Source organism: Alteromonas sp. ABV2_168, assembly GCF_056161165.1.
Genome location: NZ_JBSWYQ010000002.1, coordinates 335,660 through 355,349 on the forward strand (window position 1 = coordinate 335,660; position 19,690 = coordinate 355,349).

Genomic DNA, 19,690 nt, shown 5'->3' on the forward strand with positions numbered 1-19,690 from the left:
TATTTAAGTATGGCCTTTTTATTAATGATAATGATTCTTATTATTTTTATTGAGCGCATTATACTTAAGTGAAGCTGTGTTTCTACCCCGCAAAATACTTTTCAGGGAAATTTGGGTCAAAGTTGAGTGAAAATTTTACGAAGAACAGGTGAAACGCACTCTGCATGAAACAGTCAGCGTTTAAGGAAAGCTAGCTGATAGCGGTTTTTAATGCAGAGCGGTAGTTGATTAATGTCGTCCGGCAGGCGTGTGCCACTGCCCCTTCCTCTTTGCCCTTCAGTTTCAGCAAATCGACAAGGTCAAACAGCGAATTTTGTTGCTGCCTGCTGTTTTTCTGTAGCAGATAAAAGAAGCGCCGGCTTTTACTGATGACTGCGCCGATAAACTTGTCCATTCGCCGCTGTTCACCTTCGTACACATCAGTAATAAGCTGGCTCGCCATCAGCCTGCCGATACAATCGGCGGCAGAACAGTCTTGTTTATTACATTCCGACACCCAGGGGCAACAGGCACATAAATCCTGAATATCTGCCCGCAAGCAATGCATAACTGGTAACTTACGATCTGACTCCAGCCATGCTGACAGCTCTTTGGGCACAGGTGTTGCTGCAAGGTCCATCAAAAACTGATAGTGATGAAGCAAAAGCGCACCGACCCGTGATTTGTTGTAGAACACTTTTTCTGTTTTGAGAAATTGCCTGAAGGTGGAAATTTCAACGGCCGATGCACTGCAGATCCGCCGGGATCTTGCATCGTCGTATAATAAAACGAGCGCCATGACTTTCTCCGTATACCACGTAAAGCGCCTGGATGTTTGGCTAGTTTGCGGAGGCTTACTCTGTTTCAGAGCGACCTAAAAAGCGAACCAGTAAACCACATGATGCAGCTGTGCCCGCAGACAACAGCAAAAAGATAATTGCTTCCATCGTTCGACTCCCACTGAATGTTAAGGTTATCCGGCAAGAAAACAGGCCCCTGTACCGGGGCAAATGCCTGAAATGTGATCATTATTATTATGATAGGGACAGTTTTAAGATACACCGCAAAACTCAATAACGCAAATGATAATTATTACCAATTAGAAATTAAAATCATTTAAATTGCTTTATCACATTGATATTTGTCACGAAGTCTCTAATACTAAAGTCGACAATTTGTTCTCAGTAGCATGCCCTGACAAAGACGTTTTACTTTTTTAGAAGGAGCACTGCGGCTTTGCCCAATGGCGGGCATCAGGCGTGTTTCTGACGATTCCTTTCTTTGTCTGTCAAAAATGTTGTTAATCCGTCACCGGAACTCGCTGTTCTTCGCAGTCTTACTATACTTTGCTTAAAAATCCATCAAGCAAATCGTGTTGTATTGCTCCGCTTTACTTTCTCAATTGAAATGCGAGGAACGCAACTTGAATTGGTTACATCGATTTTCTCTGGTTCAGCTCACGCTGATCAGTGCCGCACTATTGTTTGTCTTTGCTTTTTTCCTGGTTGGTAAAGATGTGAGTTATACCCTCGCACAGCGCTCAGGTGCCGGTGACGATACGGCTCTCATCCAGTTGCTCGACCGGCTGGAAAAAGTGGCCCATCATCATGCCGTTGAACGGGGACTAACAGCAGGCTTCTTGGGCTCAGGCAGTGATGACGCAAAAGCGAAAGTAGACGCCCAGCGCATTAAAGCTGATGCGGCAGAACAACAACTTATGGCACTGCTATCCGGCCAGTGGCCGGAAAGCTTCAATGTGCCGCGAAAAGTCGCTTTGTTGCATGAAACCTTGAAAGCTAAGCCTGCGATCAGAAAAGAAGTGGATGCCGGCAATGGCAAAAATGCCTTTGGCTTTTACAGCAAGCTGAACAAATCTGCTCTGGATGCAGCCTCAAACCTCACTCTGAATATTCATAGCAGCGAAGCGGCCACAGAACTTACCTATGCGATTCAATATGCGTGGCTAAAGGAGAGGCTTGGACAAGTACGGGGCAAAGTGAATGGCGTGCTTGCTAAACGCGCCGTAAATCCTGCCGCGCTTAACGAAATTTCTGCCTACGAGCAGGATATTGGGTACATCACAAAGCAATTGAATAATTTGCTCAGCGGGAATGACCTTTCAGCATTTAAGCAGGTTGCAGGCTCTACAGACGCCGGGTTAATGAAAAGCGTAGTGGACGCCTTACAATCTGACCCCGTTAATTTTTCCATTCTGCCGGCGCCGGCTGACTGGTTTCAGGCCTCCACACGGCAAATCGGTCAGGTCAAGCAACAGCTGGACAAGCAATGGCAGCGTATCAACAGTATGGCCATCAGCAATAGCGATATGGCTAACAGCCAGCTCATGTTGATAATCGGGTTTTCACTGGTTGTCGTGCTGGTCATTGGCCTGCTCTATTTCTTTATGATTTCTCTGTTGCGCCAGCAGTTACGCAGCCTTTCAACCAACCTTGACAAGGTATCCGGCAATGGCGATCTGACAGTCAATATAAGATTGCCGGACGATAACGAACTGGGGCAGATTTCCGGCTACATCGATAAGACCATTCTCACATTGCGGGATTTACTGCAAAGCGTGAAAGAGTCAGTGAGTATTTCAAACCGCATCAGTGACGACTTATATAAGTCGACTTCTGTGGTATTAAAAGACGCTGACGAGACATCCGGCAAAGCCATGACGATTTCTTCTGCGATAGAAGAAATGGCAACCACCAGCGAAGAGTTAGCCCGCTCAACAATGAAAACACTGGAAGCCAGCCAGTCATTGAAAGGTATTTCAGAACGCTCTCTGGCCGCAAACCGGGAAATTAAAGTCGCCATGCAGGCGTTAACCAAAGACATGGACAGCGTGGCTGCCGAGGCACAAACCATGGGTCAGCAGGTGTCTGAAATCAGTACGATTCTGAATACAATTAACACCTTGTCTGAGCAAACCAACTTGCTGGCTTTAAATGCAGCCATCGAAGCCGCACGGGCGGGCGAACACGGGCGCGGTTTTGCCGTAGTCGCCGATGAAGTAAGACAACTCGCCACTGCCAGCCGTGCTTCGACGGATAAAATTTCAGATTTACTGGAAAACCTCACGAATGTGAGTAATACGGTTATCAGTGGGATCAGCAGTAACAATGAGCGGGCCATGGAATCCCTGAATGTCACTGCTCAGGGTGAACAGGCGGCAGAAGAAGTGAAACAGGGTGCCGGCAACGTGGAACTGCTTGCTAACACCATGTCGGCAGCCACCGAAGAGCAGTCAGTTACTGCCCGTCAGATAGCTGAAAATATCCTTGGCGTACAGGATGCCGCTGCTCATGAACATACATTGGCGCAGGAACTGTATAAGCTGGCAGAGAAGCTCAAACAAAACAACGAGGTACTGCAATCGAAAATGCACAAGTTCCGTGTTAACTGATGGATAAAAATTGGCTTGACTAATTTACCTGTCTCCCTATGCTTTTACGGTTAAGCAGACAGAAAATCAGAATCAGGCCATGAAAGTAGAAGCGGTAAAAGTACGCAGACTTTATATCGAAGTCGCCACACAAATAGAAAGTCAGATCCGCAGCGGAAATATCAAACCGGGCGAGCGTTTACCCTCAGAGCGTGACCTGGCAGTACGGTTTGAAGTGAGCCGCCCCACTATTCGTGAAGCGATGATTGCCCTTGAAATTGCCGGCCTGGTGGAAATTCGCACCGGGTCAGGCATTTATGCTTTACCGCTGAATGAACTGGATGCAGAACAGCTGGATGATGTACCCGGCCCCTTTGAAGTTCTGGAGGCCCGCCTTCTGGTAGAGCCTGAAGCGGTTAGTCTTGCCGCCGCCAGAATAAACAAAGAACAGCTTGCGGTACTGGAAAACGCCCTTCGCATCATGGAAGACACCAAATCCAGTGAGAAAGCCAAAGAGCAGGCTGATGAACTCTTCCATTGCACCATCGCAGCAGCGACCGACAACAGCGCACTGGAATCTTACGTGAAATGGCTGTGGGGATTGCGCAACCAGTCAGTGCTCAGTTCCACATTTCACCAGCGGGTACGGGATTTAGGCGTTCACCCGTATGTAGATGAACACCGTAAAATCCTCAATGCACTGAAACTCCGCGATCCGTCCAGGGCCCGCAATGCCATGCACGCCCATATCTCCAACGCCATCGAACAGGATATGGATGTTTTGCAGCTTGACGGGCGTAGTTAATTTTTTACCTGTGTACTGATAGTACTTTCTGCAAAACCGTATCTTATTGCTTTTGCTGACAAGTGACTCTCATCATCAATAACAAGGTGACCAGTATACAGGTGCCAGTGTTTTTGTTCAGGGTCGGTAGAATAAGTGATCGACGCACCTTCGGTCTGACTGCTCAGAATCACTTTTTTCTTATTTCCGCTAACTTCTTCAAGTTTAATAACCGGAGCTGAAGTTTGTGGTTGATTGCCGCCGGGCCACATTGCATTAATTAACATGTCTTCCGATTCGTACTTGCCGTCATCAACAACATCCATCCAATTATCCAGTGCAGACTCCAGCTCACTTTGGATCTCCCAGACATCTGGCTGACCAGCGATGTTATTGATTTCATGCGGGTCGTTCAATGTGTCGTACAGTTCAATTTCAGCCCTCGGAGCCGAGAAATATGACTCCTGAAGAGGTGTCAGCAACCCGGCCTGATGACGTTCATTTAATTCCTGCATAGCCGGAAACCAGTCACGGAAAGGAAGCGGGCGGAAATAAGGTTTATCAGCTAAGTAGTTACGGATTAACTTATACCGTTTATTCCTGACAGCCCTGACTTTGTCTTCAACCTGGTCCATCCGATCTCTTGCTGCATAGATATAGTCCCTCTGATTACTCAGAAAGTTTCTCCCCTGCATGTAATCAGGTACCTCTACTCCGGCCATGGTCAATACGGCAGGTGCAATATCGACCATTGATACCAACCGGCTGTCGACAGTATTCGCGCTAACGCCGTCAGGAAACCTTAATATCATAGGTAACTTAATACCTGAGTCCAGTACGGCTCTTTTGGCACGCGGGAAACCATCACCGTTGTCAGTGGTCCAGAGTATAATCGTATTTTCCAGCAGACTGTCTTCTTCGAGATTGCTTATGATACTACCCACCTGAGCATCCATGTAATGGATCAGATCATACATTTGCGTTACAGATTCACGCACTTTAGGCGTATCAGGCAAATAAGGAGGCACAGTGACATCTTTTGATTGCGTCACCTCCTGTACATTCTGGCTAACCCACCCCCCCATTGCTTTTAAGAATCCTGCGTGAGGACCTTCAATAGTTTCCTGTGTCTTCCTTGGAGCCAGCCTGCTTTCGTGGGTTGAGAGCAGATTGATCATTGCGAAAAACGGCTTCCCGGAAGGCAGCTTTCTCCAAACCGCTAAATCCGGCTCATCCATGAAGCCATTTACGTCCACATCCCAGATACTAAAAGGTTCGCCAAACTGATAGTCACGCTTTGCCACATTCGCTGTCGCATATCCGGCACGTCTGAGCAACTCAGGATATGCTTTGACATGAGGAGGGGGCACAGCCCGGTAATTTTTATCCTCCGTGCGCATATGTTGCGCGCCGAAAGATATTGGATACATACCTGTAATATGAGCAGCCCGGCTGGGGGCACAAACACCGGCAACGGTGAAGAAATTCGTATAGCGGATGCCCCCGGCAGCTAATTTATCTAAGTTGGGAGTCTGCGCGATACTGTCACCAAAAGCGCCGACCTTGCTACTTACATCATCAGCCATGATGACAATAATATTAGGGTGTTCTGTTGCTGCAGTTGCAGGTTGAAAAATGAGGACGGTTAAAAGCAATAAGCTTAGAAGTAAAATTCTGTACATAGCAAATTCTTATGGAAAGATCATAGATTACCGTTAACATAATCTTTACTCATTCTATCCAGAAGCCCAGTTTATCAATATGAGCTATTGAGAAAATAGATTCCCGCCGGAAAAAAAGTGCCGATGTAATACAATGATATCGCCATTAGCGTAACGCTAATGTGACTGAAGAACAGGCGGGATGTTTCAGGTGAATCATTGACAGATAAATCAAAAGCAAGCGTCTGTCCGGACATACCAATAGCCTCGTAAAGGCGCTATTTAGTGTCCCGGCCCGTTGTGCAGACAACAATATTCAGAAGAAGATATTACTGACGAAAAATGACTTCGCCAGGGCGTTCAGGCTGTTTCAAAAACAGCCTGAACGTCCTCAGTATCCACCAATCGACACGAAACGGTCAACCATGAGTAGAGCGGCGATACCGGCCATATAACAATAAGGAATAGGATCGCGCACGACCTGCGATGTGTATTCTCTTGCACGACGAAAAGACTGATTCATAACCATCTCCTGCGTAACGTTTTTATTATTCTTTATTCAATTAGTGTATAGGGCGTTCCGGTCCAACCCGAAACTTACACTCAATATACAACTTATTAACACAGTGCAAAAATTAGTCTTTTGGATACAATGTATGGAGAAAATCGTTAGATAGCGTTACAGGTATCTGTGAGGAAATCGATGAAGGCCCGGGATTTGTTTAATATCCCACTTCTTCAACATTGGTTGATATTTCGGTAGTTATCGAGTCGCCGGATATGGACTGGAAAGTAGCACTGGGCATTAACAACGCCACCGATGAGATTTACCGCGTGTCTGGTAACTCGTCTTTAGGTTCAGGCAGTGGCTATGCAGAAACCACCTATGCCAGACCAAGAATGGTAATCGCTAATGTGAGTTACGAGTTCTGATAAGCGAATTTTTACCCGCAATGATCAAGGTGCGCTGATACAAAGCGCACCTTTTTTTATCGCTGAATAGCGCTTAAAGCGGCTGCGCCATCGCAATGGCAGAATCACGCATAATGCCGGCGTGCTCCATTTTGTCACCGCCCTCAATTTCGATTTCAGCAAGGCGACCGGAGTTTTCAACCACAAGGCGACAACGCTCCCACCGACGGGTCTGGAATGCGCTTAATGCCTGAGACAACGTGGCTTTGTCATCCAGTTCTTCTGCCAATACAATGGCATCTTCAAGTCCGATACAGGCACCGGATGCCAGGTGCGGCGTGGTCGCATGCACGGTATCACCGATTAACACTACGCGGTTTGAATACCAGGGTGCACGCATCAACATGCTTTCCAGCGGACGGTAGTGAATCATCGACTTGTCATGCAGCATGCCTTTCATTTGCTGTACAACCGGGGCCGGGAAAGACTCCAGCAACGCAATAAAGCGCTCTTTGAAAGTAGCCGGTTCAATAAACTCGTTGTCCGCCCGGTTTTCGGTAATGAACATGTACATTTCGTCTTTCGACATGGGGTTCACACCCACTTTCACATTCTTACCCATCCACATGTGAATGTTTTCAATTTCAGGAATACGGGGCAAAACTGCACGCCATACACCCTGGCCGATGTAAGATGGCTTGGGTGCATCAGGGAACAATGTGGTTCTTACCGATGACATCAGGCCGTCTGAACCAACCACCAGATCGTATTCGCCACTGGTGCCGTCGGTAAAGGTCACTTCTACGCTGTCGCCTCTATCGTTGATGTTCTCAAACGTAATGCCGAGGCGCACATTCACGTCGTATTCGCGGGTTTTGGCTGCAAGAATTTTTGCCAGTACCGGGCGCATAATGGCACCTTCACAGGGAGCTTCGTTGCCCGCCACTGGCGGCGCAGGAATATGCGCCAGATGGGTACCGTCGGGCGCATGAACATCCAAACCGGCGTGGGTAGCGCCCTGCGCTTTAAATTCATCCAGTACACCGATTTGACGCAGTGCCCTTATGGTGGCGCCGCCAATGCTGATCCCGGCACCGTCAGTACGCCAGTTCTTATCAATCTCAACGAGATCAACCTGTATACCGCGCTTACTCATTTCGATAGCGGCAGACATACCTGAGAAGCCACCACCAATAATTAATACTTTATTTACGCATGCGCTCATTGTTCTTTTCCTCGTGATTCACAGAGTAAAACGACATCCTGTTCAGCGGTTACCGTGATGTTCAGGGGCGTTAAGAAATCGCCCCTGCACGGCCCTTTCACACACTCTCCGGTGTCGGGTGTAAATAACGCGCCATGCGCCGCACAAACGATGTAGTCACCACCGGCATCCAGATAAACATCTTTCTTCCAGGGTAAGGCGGTATCGCCATAGTGCGGACAAATATCGCTGTAGCCATAAAGCTTGCTGCCACGGCGCACAATAAAAACGGTGTCCTGACCCCGGGCATCAGGCAAAAAACCCCGGGAACTATTGTCGGGTAGTTCATCTAATTTGCAGAGCAGGACACCTTGGTTCATCACAATCAGCCTTTTGGTGGCGGCGGGCCCATTGGTGCCCACTTTTCGCGGTACTGCAGCAGGAACACCTGCGAGTTATCCGCACCCGGCAAGGCTTCGCGTGCGTCCCAGTTGTCGTCGTGGAGATCCATGTCGGCATCGAATTCCATGTTGCAGCCAAACGGGCTCTTGAAGTACCAGAACCAGTTAGAACCGAAGATGTGACGGCCCGGCCCCCAGAAGCTCTGGTAACCTTTTTCCACCATGCGGTTACCGGCCTGCACCACCGCAGTCGGGCCAGACATGTGGAAGGTAAAGTGCTCAATACCTTTCATGTGCGGCGGCGTGTTCAGGAAGAACAGCGTATGGTGATCGGTGGTACCTGCAGGACGCATGAAAGGACCCACATGACTGAAGCGGTCGGTGGTGATAAAGCCCAGACGTTCGGCGTAAAACGCTTCCGCTTTTTTGTAATCCGGCACGAAGTACACCACGTGAGACAGAGTGCGCGGCTCCGGCGTAAAGTCTTTCGATACACCAATTTCATTAGCCGGACGCTGTGCAGGTGCACCCGGTGCATTAATTTTCTCTGCTGGCATATCCAGCAGCTTGCGCATAGTGACCTGGAAGCCCAGCACAAAACCCATGTCATCCACAGCTTCAATACTGCCGTCATCCAGACGTTTTACTTCACGGTCTTTCGACAGTTCGTCGTAAATGGCATCCACGGTTGCGGTATCTGCCACGCCGTAAATGGTTTTGCGGATACTTGAACCCGTTTCCAGCGGCGCAGGCAAACTGCTGTCGTCTTTGCTGTAAATCTCAATACCCGTGCCATCAAGGGCAACGAAGCGGTGTTCAGATGCCTGCGTTAAACCGTAATCCAGCGCAAACTGTTTACAGGCTTTCACATCATCAACACCAAAAATCAATAAATCCGGTCCAATAATATTCATGATTTTATCCTTCAATCGATGTGCGGGCGTTGAACGTTTCCGCTACCCAGTCAGCAATGTAGTGACCGGCGTTGATGCTGTTGTCGAAGCTGGAGTGTTGTACACCGCCTTCACGTTCGGTGAACACTTTCAGTTCACGCTTAGGACTGTTTACCAGTTGCTCGTAGGTGCGCTCTGCCCACTTAAGCGGGATTTGTGAGTCTTTCGAACCGTGGGTGACCAGGAAAGGCACTTTGATTTTTTCTACTTCACCGTCCAGGCACACGTTTTCAGCAATGGTCATGAACTCGTCGATGTCTTTTGCGCCCCATACCCAGCACACATGATTCCAGTAATGCGGTACCGGGAAGTCGCCTTCTTTTTCCAGGCGGCGCTTCTGCACATCACGCCAGTCATGGTTTGCCCCCCAGCACACACCCAGTGCCAGGCGCGGCTCGTTGGCCACCGCACGCGGGCAGTAATAGCCGCCTAACGACACCCCTTCCATACCAATGCGACTGTTATCCACTTCAGGGTGCTGCTCCAGCCAGTCAACCACCGGTGATGCCCAGTGTTCGCTGTCGAAACGGGCGTTAATGTTCTGCAGACGTAATGCTTCGCCGGTACCCGGCTGATCCAGTACCAGAGACGACACGCCGCGATCGGCCAGCCATTGTGGTAAGCCAACGAGGTATTTCATTTCTTTGGTGGAATCCAGGCCGTTTACCTGAATTAACAGCGGTGCCGGGCCGTCTACGTTTTTTGCTTTCACGTAAAGACCGGACAAGTGTTTGCCTTCATAAGGAATTTCAACGCGCTTACAGTTCGCACCTTTCAGCGCCATGCCACGTTCGAACAATTCCAGTTCGCGCTTGTACAGCTCAAGACGACCGGGGGCATTGTGAGCCTGCAAACGCTCACAGGTGATGAGGTACGAGGAAGCGCGCATGTACTTTTCACCGGCAGAAATCATGCGGCCAGCCTGCTCGTCTTCTTCGGCCAGCACACACAGCTTGTCTGCCATGTTTGCCCATGTATTGCGGAACGCTTCGGTACCCTCTTTGTCTTTTTTCTTTGCGGCTTCCTGCAGCGGTGCACACATCTCTTCGATTTCACCGATTCGGGCGCCCATTTCAATGGCGAGGTCGACTGACAGGTTCCACACATAGTTGGTGGGGAAATACTTAAACATGATAACTCCTCTTAAGAATTCGTCTTTTTAGGCACGAACGCGACGGCGCGAACAAAGCCCGCCGATGCCTTTTTAATTTTGTAAGGGAAACAGGAAATCCAGAATCCGGACGCTGGAAGTGACTCAAGGTTTGAAAGCTTTTCCATTTGCCCGTAGCCGATATCACGGCCGGCTTTATGGCCTTCCCAGATAATTGACGCATCGCCGGATTCAGCGAAGCGTTCGCGGGTATACTTGAAGGGTGCATCCCAGCTCCAGGCATCGGTGCCCACTACCCGCACACCTTTTTCAAGGAGGTACATGGTGGCTTCGCGGCCAAGGCCCACACCGGCTTCGAGGTAACCCGGCTCGCCGAAAATGGCACCGGCGCGGGTATTCACCACCACGATATCCAGTGGTTGCAGTTCATAGTTAATGCGCTTCAGCTCAGCTTCGATGTCTTCGGCGGTCACCACGTAGCCGTCTTCCATGTTGCGGAAATCCAGCTTCACACCCGGACGCATACACCAGTCGAGAGGCAGTTCATCAATACCAAAGGCCGGCTTGCCGCCGTCGGTAGTCGATGCGTAATGCCATGGTGCGTCCATGTGCGTGCCACTGTGAGTGGTGATTTGCAGGCGTTCTGCTGCCCAGGATTCGTTGCCCGGCAGTTGGTCCAGTGTGAGGCCCGGAAACATAGCCTCCATTTCCGGCCAGCCTTCCTGGTGATCCATATAATCAATCTTTGGCAACAGCGGCGGCGGATCGGTGTGGGGGTTATTGTCCAGCGTGACGGACAAATCTACGATGTCAAAATCATTGGGGCTGAACATGTTAGCCTCCTTTTACTGTTTGATTGATTTCGCCGAAAAGCGGCTGGCCCTGCTTGTCGCGGCACACCATGTGTACCGTTTCACCCTCGCTTAAAAACGGGGTTTGCGGCTTGCCAAGCCTTATCAGTTCTTTTGCGCGAAGCTCGGCGATACAGGCCTGACCGGCTTCCGGGTTTGTATTCGAGACCGTACCGGAGCCGAACACCGTACCGGCTTTGATAGGACGGGCTGTGGCGGCGTGGGCAATGAGCTCATGAAAGCCAAAATGCATTTCACTGCCCGACGGGTTGCCAAACCATTCACCGTTGCGGGTGATATTGAGGGTTAAATGGATTCTGCCGTCTGCCCAGCTGTCGCCAAGCTCATCCGGCGTTACCGCGAACGGCGCAAAAGCGGTTTCACCTTTGGCCTGCACAAAACCGAAGCCGGTTTTCATTTCACGGGGCGCGAGACCGCGATAGCTGATGTCATTCAGTTGCACCACCAGTTTGATGGCCTGCATGGCCTCACCGGGCGTAGCCCCCACTGGCACATCCGTGGTCAGAACACCGAACTCACCTTCGAAATCTACGCCATGGGCCGAGTTATACAGCGCGATGGTGTCATTACATCCGGTGAAGGCATCGCCGGCGCCCTGGTAGATCAGCGGATATTTGTCGGCGTCTTCGATGGGATCGAGATTAAACGCCTTTTGCATCAAATGGCCGTGATTCATAAACAACGAACCATCCAGCCACTGATACGTGCGGGGTAACGGTGCTAAGAAACAGGCACCGGCAACCGGCTCGGCCTGTTCACAGGTGCCGTTGTTCAGTGCGTTGCTGATATCCTGAAGTACCGGAAGCACACTTTGCCAGTCAGCCAGACACGCCGCCATGGTGCCTGCAGAACCGTGTACCCGACACATTTGCGCAGTATCTTTTGAGATAACAACCAGTTGGCCATCCGCACTACCGTTATCGATTGAGGCTAGTTTCATCGCCGCTCCACAAACCGAACAGAAATTCGATTTTTTATTGTTAAAAATATTTAAATTAATGGAGAAACAATGTTAAATGGGCGCTGACCAAACAAAAAATTGAATGTATAGATGGTTTGCATCAATTTCATAGATACCTAAACAGGCAACGAGGGCGTTATGCGGTTTGAACAGCTGGATCTGAATTTATTAGTAGCATTAGACATACTGCTGGAAGAACAAAATATCACCAGAACAGCTGACAAGCTGCACCTGTCACAGTCGGCCACCAGCAGTATTTTATCGCGGTTGCGGCATTATTTTGATGATGATTTGCTGGTGCAGATAGGCCGTAAAATGCAGCCCACGCCTTACGCACTGGAACTGCAGGAACCGGTAAGAGAAATGCTGAATATTGTGCGCGGTTCGATTACCAATAAACGTAAACTGGAGCCCGCCACCAGCCAGCGACATTTCCGCATTGTTGCGTCAGATTATATTATTCAGGTATTCCTTGCCGGTGTGCTGGCGAAAGTGCAGAAACTGGCGCCTGGCATGACTTTCGAATTTCTTTCACCTTTCACCGTTGAGGTGGAAACCATGGTGAAAAGCGGGATTGATATTGTGATTGCGCCGGAAAGTGAAACCGTGGACGGTTATCCTCACGCCTTTTTCGCCACTGACGAAATGGTTTGTATTGCCTGCAAAGACAATCCGGACACGCAGGGTGGCCTGACGCCGGAAATCTTCTCATCACTGGGACACGCTTCGGTGGGATTCGGCCGTGTCAGCCTTTTAAGTATTGAGCCATGGCTGGTTAAAGAGCGCAACATTGAACGTAAAGTCGAAGTGATCACCAACGACTTTACCTCACTGTGCACCACAGTGGTCAGCACCGGCAGACTGGCCATTATTCCCCGCCGTTTTGCTGAACTCATGGCCACTATCATGCCTATTGATATTCTATCTATGCCCTTTGATTTTCCCGATTTGCGGGAAGCGATGATGTGGCACCCGACCGTAGACAGCGACCCTATTCATCGCTGGCTGCGCACACTGATTTTAGAAGAAGCGGCCATGGTAAGTAGTTGATGTCGTGAGGTGATTAATCACCTCACATTTCTCATCCTACTTTCAGCAGCACCACTCCGGATATGATCAAAAATACGCCGATATAACGCAGCAGTGATGTAGGGTCGCCAAAGGCAAAAACGCCCACCAGAAACGTACCGGCAGCGCCAATGCCGGTCCATACAGCATAGGCTGTCCCCAGTGGAAAATCCCTTTGCGCCAGATACAGTAAGAAACCGCTGACACCCATAAATGTAATCGCCATGGCGATGCCACCCCATTTGTACTGGCCGCTTTGAGATAATTTCAGGCCCAGAGGCCAACCAATTTCGGTTAACCCTGCCAGCACCAGATAAACCCAACTCATCGTTTTCTGCCTGCGACCGCAAGACAGGGAAAGTGCAGCCGGCAGTAATTCAGGCAGTCAATAATCTTAAAAATGAAGCAAATAGACATGGTTTTTGACCATAAAACGCGGAGCGTGCCGGTAGACATCATTTCGCCAGGCGGCCGCCAGCACGGGCCCGTAGCGGAATAGTTTAGTAATGAGTTGAAAAGACGCTGGCGGAGGAATTCTGAGGATCAGATTATCCTCAACTCTTATCTTTTTCGCCCACTTCCGCCACGACCATCCAGTACAGCACCAGCATGACGACGACAAAAACAATTGTGAAAATCATACCCAATACCGTGCCTCCACCTGCATGAGCCGGCGCAGCAAGAAAGAAAGACAACAAGAGTAAATACAGTTTCATAACGTCCCCTTTGACATTGTGCGGATTTCGGGCCAGACCACGACTGGACGAAACTCTTAATTGGCAGAATCAAAAGTAAACCCGCAGAGGAACAATAAACAGGTACAGAAAGCGTACATTTTTCTATAACAGATCGTTTATTCGCTTGTTATAATCTGATGAAGCTTTGGCCGGAGTAAGCAATGGCGAAATATAAAATTTTAGCCGGGCAAATAAAAGAGCAGATCGAGCGGGGGATCTGGCTGGAACATGAAAAGCTTCCGTCGCTGCGCAAGCAGGCCCGCCAAACAGGTTACAGCCTGATGACCGTGCTCCATGCCTATCAGATGCTCGAAAGTCAGGGTTTGATCAGCTCCCATGAGCGCTCCGGCTTTACAGTTACATCAGCAGCCCGCCCGGCTGATGAGAACAAAGTACAAACAGCGGAAGCGGTCAGCATTAATGATTTTGTTTATGAAGTGCTTCAGGCATCCCGCGACCCGCATATGTTTAGCCTGGGGTTTGCTTATCCCGATCCTGCTCTGTATCCCAGACACCACCTGAATAAGTCCATCGCCGCAGCTGCACAACAAATTTCTCTGACCAGTGCAATGGACAATCTACCCCCTGGCAATCCCGAGCTCAGACAAATTATTGCAAAACGCTATGCTGCAAGGGGTATGAACATTTCCCCGGATGAAATTGTTATCACGGCAGGCGCACTCGAAGCACTCAGCCTGAGTTTGCAATCCTGTACCAGGCCGGGTGACTGGGTAGTGATTGAATCTCCTGTATTTTATGGCGCCATGCAGGCACTGGAACGGCTTGGGTTAAGGGCAATTACAGTGACAGTCTCGCCACGGAACGGGCTGGATATTAATGCACTGGAGCGGGCTTTTCAGAGTCACCCGGTGAAGGCGTGCTGGTTAATGAGCAGCTTTCAGAACCCGGTTGGCTACTCACTTGACGATGACAAAAAGCAGCAGATTGCGAGGTTACTCAAAACCTACGAGATCACCTTAATCGAAGACGATGTTTATGCTGAATTGTATGCAGGTCAAACACCACCGTTGCCCATCAAGCACTTTGTCGAAGACGGCAACAGTTTACTTTGTTCGTCTTTTTCCAAATCACTGGTAGCAGGCTACCGCATAGGCTGGGTGGCAGCCGGTCATAAGTCGCTGGACATTCAGAAACAACAGCTGATGAGTACATTGGCTACCAGTGCGCCTGTGCAGTTGTCGCTGGTTGACTATTTGTCTACCAAAAACTACGAGTCGCACTTAAAGCAACTTCGTAAGAAACTGATCACCAGGAAAAAAGCCATGCTGACCTGCCTTGAGACACTTTTGCAGGACGTTGCCACGATTCATGCGCAAGAGGGCGGATATTTTTTATGGATAGAATGTCAGCCCCATGTCAATGCGATGGAAATCTATCGTGAAGCGTTACGCCTGCACATTACGATTGCCCCCGGAAAGCTGTTCAGCCTGCATGATGAATTTAATCATTGCTTCCGGCTGAACGCCTCGTTGGAACTAAACGGGGCGCGTCGTACGTTACTTAAGAAACTGGCGAGCTATATAATTGATATCACTCAGTCAGGGAAATAGCTGCTAAGAAGCAATCTTCCTATAGGTACTTATATTCTCAGTAAAACGCCGGTAAAAGGGAACGTAAAAACCTAGCTTACAATTAACCCAAGAGGACTGAGCAGGGATTCCTGCTGCCAATCACAAATTTTCACGCCAGTTAAATCCATTCTGCGGATGTCGAGTCCATGTAAGTCCACATGCCGGAGATCACAGTTTTTCAAGCTGAACGTGCCCCAGTGGTCTGAAGAAAAATCGCCACGGCTGAGATCTGCGTCGTCCATACTCACGCCGCTGAGGTTCGCGCCGCGCCAGATGTTTTCTGATAATTCGCACTTCTCAAGCAGCTGTCCTTCGAAATCCGCATAACTCAAATTACAACCGGTTATCACTACAGAGCAAAAGAAAGACTTCGTAGTGATAAAGTTCGCAAAAGAAGCTTGTCTGAAATCAGCACCTTTTAAATCACAATCTCTGAATTCAGCACCAAATCCGTCGGCACCACGGAAACTGGCCAGTGCCAGACGACAATTACGGAAGCTGGTATCGCGAATGTCAGCAAAAGAAAAGTTGCAACCTTTTTCGCCGTCTGAAGTGGTAAAGGCACAACCTGATAATTCTGCGCCTGACAATTTTGCGCGGGTAAAGTCGCAATCGATAAACCGGCAATTTTCGAATTTTACAGCTTCGAGATCTTCATCAAAATGTTTTCCCTCAAACTGCTCGCCTTTGTAATGCATATTAAAACTCCACGAATATTTCTTTGCCAGGTAACCATGAATCCGCAACAAGCGAGAGAACAGCCCTGTTTTCAGCCAACGTCAGGCACAATCACATAGGTGAAGCGCCTGAATGTCAATACGAAGTTAGTAGCAGGCTCATTTTCAATCCATAAAAAAACCGCACCTGCTCAACTATCAGGTGCGGTTTCAACGGTTGTTACAACTTCAATCAGAAGCTATAACGGGCACTCAGTACAAAACGTCTGTCCAGTTCCTGAACAAAGAACGTGTTGTTTTGTGTACGGCCATACTGACGCTGACCTTCTTCCAGCAAGTTGATGACATCGAGGCTCATGGTGAAGTCATCTGTGAAGTCGTAACTGACGTTCAAATCTAACTGCTTGTATTCATCAATGAACAGCGGGTTACGCTGTGACGATACAGAACGGTTAACTTCTGCCAGGAACGCGTCACGCCAGTTGTAAGCGATACGGGTAGACAGGCCATTCTTCTCGTAAATTAATACGAGGTTAGCACTGTCACTTAAGCCTTCCAGAGCGAACTGCTCGATAGCTGGGCTCGCACCTACATCGTAACCGATATCACCGTCTACGATGGTGAAGTTAGCCTGGTAACCGAAGCCACTGTCGCCAAAGAAATGCTGCCATGCGAACTCGTAACCTGAGATACGTGCACTCTGGTTGTTCACAGGTTGAGTCACCTCAAACTGCATTTCCGGGTCTCCGGCTTGCGGCTCAACGTTGTTATTGGCAAATACTGCATCAGCGAATGCCTGACCTTCTTCGAACTCATCAGCACCACCAGGGAAATTATCCGGGTTGGTTAACAGAGCTGTCATGGTAAAGAAGTTACGCTCTGTCACCTCTACACCACGGGCTTCCAGTTCAGCAATCGCTTCAGCAGATACCGTACCGGCAGCACCTGATGTAGGGTCAAGCAGACCGAACAGACCTTGAGAAACCTGCTGTGTACCTACGAAGTTGTCTACGTCTTTTCGGTAGTAACCCACAGACACCATAGACGCATCACCGTAGTAATACTCTAATGACAGGTCGAAGTTATTTGATTCCAGCGGATCCAGCGCGGCGTTACCACGGCTACCGGAACCCTGGCCACCTAAATAGGTAGGACGACCCGGCGCCCCCACTGTGGTAGCAGTGTACATCTGGTTGTAGGCCGGACGGGCCAGCGTCATGCTGTAAGAAGCACGGGCTTTTAAATCGTCAGTCAGGTTGATCGAGAAGTCAATATTCGGCAGGAACGCTTCATAAGAGTGTTTCTGCGACAGTGCCTGTGTTTCGTCACCCAGTACAGTACGGAAGTCGTTGTCTGATACCCAGTTGATTTGCAGTGGGACGGTTTGTAAAGAAATCGACTCGACGTCTGTTTTTTCATAGCGTGCACCGACTACCAGGTTAGTCTCGAAACCACCCAGTTCGCCGTCCATTGACGCCATACCGTATAAAGACAGAATGTCTTCTTTCACTGTGTTATCAGCTGAAGAAATCGCATTGAACGTATCCAGAGTGTAACCGTACATAGGCGCGATGCTGTTAACCAGCTCTACTGCATTACCCTTGAACGACACGCTACCCAACGGAATAGTTGATGAGCCGGCCGGAACAGCCATGGCGTCAGCACCAGCTACGCCAGTGATATTCGTATCTTCAAACGCACAGGCAGTACAAGTGACTTCCAGCAGACCTTCCGGAATATTACCTACATCAGCGACACCCCAGCCACCAAGCTGCGCTTCGGATTCGAAACGGTTCTGGTTCATCTCGGTTGAAATATAGCCAACACCAAAGTCGATTTTCACGTCTGCGCCCTGATCCCAGGTACCGTCAAAACGGACCTGATCAACAGTTTGCTTCTGATTGGATTCAATGGCGCGTGCAACCTGAGGGCCTACATCCGGCATATCGAAAATACCGTTATCGTTACCCTTAATGGAGTCGTCTACCACGATACTCACTTGCGGGAACCCTGAAGACATGTCAACTGTCTGCCAGCCTGCAGTTGCACCGGCAACGTTCATTCGCACAACGTTTTTACCGGAAGGGCCGTCACCACCACTTTTTGCTTCTGATGACGCAACGTCAAAGCGCAGGTTTAGTTCATCAGACACCCACCAGTTCGCATTTAAGCCGAAGGAGTGCAATTCATCTTTCGCGGCCAGCGCCAGGTTCTGGAAGAAAAAGTCTTTACCACCGTCGATGTCTTCGCTGAAACGGATAGGTGTGGCAACAACAGGGTTACCATCGAACTCCATATCAGTGAACTGACGGGCAAACCAGACACCGTCCGTGATAGACGTGGCCTCCATGGTGTTACTTGCGTACGTCGCATCAGCAGTAATGGTTAACGTATCTGACGGTGCATATTGCAACGTAACCATACCGTTTAAACGCTCACGGTTGTTTTCGTTAACACCGTAACCTACGTTAGTTGGCATCGCTACCAGCTGACCTTCTTCCGGTGGATTGGTCACATTCGCACCATCGACCAGACCAAAGGTACCCGGTGAAGTGGAATCCCAGTTAAACAGCTGATACTGAGACACGTTCATCACGCGGCTACCGGAATTACGTTCCTGATAAGAACCAAATACTGCTACACCCAGGGTATTGTCGTCGTTAGACCAGTTACCCATACCACTCAGTTCCGGCGTTACGCCATCACCACTTTCGTCTTTCATTGCCTTAGCACCGAAAGACATGCGGTTTTCACCCTGAGACAGTGGTTTAATGGTGTTAATGTTAATTGTTGCACCGATACCACCTGACGGTACTGCTGCACGGCCGGTTTTGTATACTTCAATACCGCTTACACCTTCAGAGGCAAGGTTAGAGAAGTCGAATGAACGGGTAGAGCCGGAGGCCCCCTGGTCATCTGAGTTACCGGTAATTGATGCTACGTTTGCAGCCGGCATCTGACGGCCGTTTAACGTGATTAAGTTGAAGTTACCACCAAAACCACGCACGGTAACTTCAGAACCTTCACCGTTTACACGGTTAATTGATACACCGGTAATCCGTTGAAGTGATTCTGCCAGGTTAGTATCAGGGAATTTACCCATGTCTTCTGCCGAAATGGCATCAACAACACCTGATGACTGACGCTTCACGTTCATAGATTGAGACAGTGATCCCCTAACACCACGGACTTCAATCTGTTCCATTTCTTCAGGCGCTTGCTGAGCAAAGGCCTGAGACGCAACCACAACGCTTAGAGTACCTGCCACCGCGCATGACAGTTTTGATTTTTTAAACATTATTTGGTTTCCAATTGAGTTTTTGTGACACAAATGAAATGCATGTCCCTTACTGAGCGCCCGTGATATCGATGTCATTATGGTTTCACGCT

At 49.2% G+C, this 19,690-nt stretch carries 18 protein-coding genes; 5 read left to right on the forward strand and 13 right to left on the reverse strand.

Annotation, left to right across the window (positions count from 1 at the left end):
• Nucleotides 1–190: 190 nt before the first annotated feature.
• Nucleotides 191–778: a hypothetical protein gene (locus tag ACXAH4_RS04400; RefSeq protein WP_474843944.1), complete on the reverse strand. Its 588-nt coding sequence runs from the start codon at nucleotides 776–778 to the stop codon at nucleotides 191–193.
• Between the two features lie 624 nt (nucleotides 779–1,402).
• On the opposite strand from ACXAH4_RS04400, the gene ACXAH4_RS04405 reads away from it, so the two are divergent.
• Both ACXAH4_RS04405 and ACXAH4_RS04410 read left to right on the forward strand, forming a co-directional pair.
• On the forward strand, nucleotides 1,403–3,388 hold the full coding sequence (locus tag ACXAH4_RS04405; RefSeq protein WP_474880910.1) for a methyl-accepting chemotaxis protein: 1,986 nt from the start codon (nucleotides 1,403–1,405) through the stop codon (nucleotides 3,386–3,388).
• A gap of 79 nt (nucleotides 3,389–3,467) precedes the next feature.
• Complete coding sequence (locus ACXAH4_RS04410) at nucleotides 3,468–4,172, forward strand: FadR/GntR family transcriptional regulator (RefSeq protein ID WP_474843946.1); 705 nt, start codon at nucleotides 3,468–3,470, stop codon at nucleotides 4,170–4,172.
• Here ACXAH4_RS04410 and ACXAH4_RS04415 read toward each other — a convergent pair.
• Nucleotides 4,169–5,833 carry a sulfatase family protein gene (locus tag ACXAH4_RS04415; protein ID WP_474880912.1) on the reverse strand — a complete coding sequence of 555 codons (1,665 nt, stop codon included), beginning with the start codon at nucleotides 5,831–5,833 and terminating at the stop codon, nucleotides 4,169–4,171. The genes ACXAH4_RS04410 and ACXAH4_RS04415 overlap by 4 nt on opposite strands.
• Before the next feature lie 370 nt (nucleotides 5,834–6,203).
• The gene (locus tag ACXAH4_RS04420; RefSeq protein WP_269748657.1) at nucleotides 6,204–6,335 is read right to left on the reverse strand and encodes a hypothetical protein; all 132 of its coding nucleotides are present in this window, start codon (nucleotides 6,333–6,335) and stop codon (nucleotides 6,204–6,206) included.
• A 257-nt stretch (nucleotides 6,336–6,592) separates the two neighbouring features.
• Here ACXAH4_RS04420 and ACXAH4_RS04425 point away from each other — a divergent pair, with 257 nt between their 5' ends.
• A complete protein-coding gene (locus ACXAH4_RS04425; RefSeq protein ID WP_474880914.1) occupies nucleotides 6,593–6,745 on the forward strand; it encodes a hypothetical protein in 153 nt (50 codons plus the stop codon).
• Between the two features lie 73 nt (nucleotides 6,746–6,818).
• On the opposite strand, the gene ACXAH4_RS04430 is transcribed toward ACXAH4_RS04425, so the two are convergent.
• From ACXAH4_RS04430 to ACXAH4_RS04455, 6 genes are read right to left on the reverse strand one after another with little or no spacing between them, the layout of a single operon-like run.
• Complete coding sequence (locus ACXAH4_RS04430; RefSeq protein ID WP_474843949.1) at nucleotides 6,819–7,949, reverse strand: FAD-dependent oxidoreductase; 1,131 nt, start codon at nucleotides 7,947–7,949, stop codon at nucleotides 6,819–6,821.
• Entirely contained in the window at nucleotides 7,946–8,308 is a 363-nt protein-coding gene (locus tag ACXAH4_RS04435; protein WP_303573376.1) for a Rieske (2Fe-2S) protein, read from the reverse strand. The genes ACXAH4_RS04430 and ACXAH4_RS04435 overlap by 4 nt, the downstream gene beginning before the upstream one ends.
• A gap of 5 nt (nucleotides 8,309–8,313) precedes the next feature.
• Nucleotides 8,314–9,243, reverse strand: a complete 930-nt coding sequence (locus ACXAH4_RS04440) for a VOC family protein (protein WP_474880916.1) — start codon at nucleotides 9,241–9,243, stop codon at nucleotides 8,314–8,316.
• Nucleotides 9,244–9,247: 4 nt separating this feature from the next.
• Nucleotides 9,248–10,414 (reverse strand): alpha/beta hydrolase family protein, encoded by a 1,167-nt coding sequence (locus ACXAH4_RS04445; RefSeq protein WP_303573374.1) that lies wholly within the window; start codon nucleotides 10,412–10,414, stop codon nucleotides 9,248–9,250.
• A gap of 11 nt (nucleotides 10,415–10,425) precedes the next feature.
• Nucleotides 10,426–11,226 carry a cyclase family protein gene (locus tag ACXAH4_RS04450; protein ID WP_070125966.1) on the reverse strand — a complete coding sequence of 267 codons (801 nt, stop codon included), beginning with the start codon at nucleotides 11,224–11,226 and terminating at the stop codon, nucleotides 10,426–10,428.
• Nucleotide 11,227: 1 nt separating this feature from the next.
• Nucleotides 11,228–12,205 carry a fumarylacetoacetate hydrolase family protein gene (locus ACXAH4_RS04455; protein ID WP_474880920.1) on the reverse strand — a complete coding sequence of 326 codons (978 nt, stop codon included), beginning with the start codon at nucleotides 12,203–12,205 and terminating at the stop codon, nucleotides 11,228–11,230.
• A gap of 159 nt (nucleotides 12,206–12,364) precedes the next feature.
• Between ACXAH4_RS04455 and ACXAH4_RS04460 the strand changes: the two genes are divergently transcribed.
• Nucleotides 12,365–13,276, forward strand: a complete 912-nt coding sequence (locus ACXAH4_RS04460) for a LysR substrate-binding domain-containing protein (RefSeq protein ID WP_474843952.1) — start codon at nucleotides 12,365–12,367, stop codon at nucleotides 13,274–13,276.
• Between the two features lie 31 nt (nucleotides 13,277–13,307).
• Here ACXAH4_RS04460 and ACXAH4_RS04465 read toward each other — a convergent pair whose 3' ends face one another.
• Together ACXAH4_RS04465 and ACXAH4_RS04470 are read right to left on the reverse strand one after the other, a co-directional pair.
• Nucleotides 13,308–13,622, reverse strand: a complete 315-nt coding sequence (locus ACXAH4_RS04465; protein WP_474880921.1) for a DMT family transporter — start codon at nucleotides 13,620–13,622, stop codon at nucleotides 13,308–13,310.
• Between the two features lie 226 nt (nucleotides 13,623–13,848).
• Nucleotides 13,849–14,010 (reverse strand): hypothetical protein, encoded by a 162-nt coding sequence (locus tag ACXAH4_RS04470; RefSeq protein ID WP_474843954.1) that lies wholly within the window; start codon nucleotides 14,008–14,010, stop codon nucleotides 13,849–13,851.
• A gap of 182 nt (nucleotides 14,011–14,192) precedes the next feature.
• Here ACXAH4_RS04470 and ACXAH4_RS04475 point away from each other — a divergent pair, with 182 nt between their 5' ends.
• Nucleotides 14,193–15,602: an aminotransferase-like domain-containing protein gene (locus ACXAH4_RS04475; protein ID WP_474880923.1), complete on the forward strand. Its 1,410-nt coding sequence runs from the start codon at nucleotides 14,193–14,195 to the stop codon at nucleotides 15,600–15,602.
• 71 nt (nucleotides 15,603–15,673) lie between these two features.
• On the opposite strand, the gene ACXAH4_RS04480 is transcribed toward ACXAH4_RS04475, so the two are convergent.
• Both ACXAH4_RS04480 and ACXAH4_RS04485 read right to left on the reverse strand, forming a co-directional pair.
• The gene (locus ACXAH4_RS04480; protein WP_474866629.1) at nucleotides 15,674–16,321 is read right to left on the reverse strand and encodes a Qnr family pentapeptide repeat protein; all 648 of its coding nucleotides are present in this window, start codon (nucleotides 16,319–16,321) and stop codon (nucleotides 15,674–15,676) included.
• Between the two features lie 211 nt (nucleotides 16,322–16,532).
• Entirely contained in the window at nucleotides 16,533–19,598 is a 3,066-nt protein-coding gene (locus ACXAH4_RS04485; RefSeq protein WP_474880925.1) for a TonB-dependent receptor, read from the reverse strand.
• Nucleotides 19,599–19,690 lie beyond the last annotated feature (92 nt).

Bases quoted from the DNA above. Each gene is read 5' to 3' on its own strand.
- ACXAH4_RS04460 (WP_474843952.1), top strand. From the start codon at position 12,365: ATGCGGTTTGAACAGCTGGATCTGAATTTATTAGTAGCATTAGACATA.
- ACXAH4_RS04480 (WP_474866629.1), bottom strand. From the start codon at position 16,321: ATGCATTACAAAGGCGAGCAGTTTGAGGGAAAACATTTTGATGAAGAT.
- ACXAH4_RS04465 (WP_474880921.1), bottom strand. From the start codon at position 13,622: ATGAGTTGGGTTTATCTGGTGCTGGCAGGGTTAACCGAAATTGGTTGG.
- ACXAH4_RS04475 (WP_474880923.1), top strand. From the start codon at position 14,193: ATGGCGAAATATAAAATTTTAGCCGGGCAAATAAAAGAGCAGATCGAG.
- ACXAH4_RS04435 (WP_303573376.1), bottom strand. From the start codon at position 8,308: ATGAACCAAGGTGTCCTGCTCTGCAAATTAGATGAACTACCCGACAAT.
- ACXAH4_RS04445 (WP_303573374.1), bottom strand. From the start codon at position 10,414: ATGTTTAAGTATTTCCCCACCAACTATGTGTGGAACCTGTCAGTCGAC.
- ACXAH4_RS04415 (WP_474880912.1), bottom strand. From the start codon at position 5,833: ATGTACAGAATTTTACTTCTAAGCTTATTGCTTTTAACCGTCCTCATT.
- ACXAH4_RS04450 (WP_070125966.1), bottom strand. From the start codon at position 11,226: ATGTTCAGCCCCAATGATTTTGACATCGTAGATTTGTCCGTCACGCTG.
- ACXAH4_RS04485 (WP_474880925.1), bottom strand. From the start codon at position 19,598: ATGTTTAAAAAATCAAAACTGTCATGCGCGGTGGCAGGTACTCTAAGC.
- ACXAH4_RS04455 (WP_474880920.1), bottom strand. From the start codon at position 12,205: ATGAAACTAGCCTCAATCGATAACGGTAGTGCGGATGGCCAACTGGTT.
- ACXAH4_RS04410 (WP_474843946.1), top strand. From the start codon at position 3,468: ATGAAAGTAGAAGCGGTAAAAGTACGCAGACTTTATATCGAAGTCGCC.
- ACXAH4_RS04400 (WP_474843944.1), bottom strand. From the start codon at position 778: ATGGCGCTCGTTTTATTATACGACGATGCAAGATCCCGGCGGATCTGC.
- ACXAH4_RS04430 (WP_474843949.1), bottom strand. From the start codon at position 7,949: ATGAGCGCATGCGTAAATAAAGTATTAATTATTGGTGGTGGCTTCTCA.
- ACXAH4_RS04470 (WP_474843954.1), bottom strand. From the start codon at position 14,010: ATGAAACTGTATTTACTCTTGTTGTCTTTCTTTCTTGCTGCGCCGGCT.
- ACXAH4_RS04420 (WP_269748657.1), bottom strand. From the start codon at position 6,335: ATGAATCAGTCTTTTCGTCGTGCAAGAGAATACACATCGCAGGTCGTG.
- ACXAH4_RS04425 (WP_474880914.1), top strand. From the start codon at position 6,593: ATGGACTGGAAAGTAGCACTGGGCATTAACAACGCCACCGATGAGATT.
- ACXAH4_RS04440 (WP_474880916.1), bottom strand. From the start codon at position 9,243: ATGAATATTATTGGACCGGATTTATTGATTTTTGGTGTTGATGATGTG.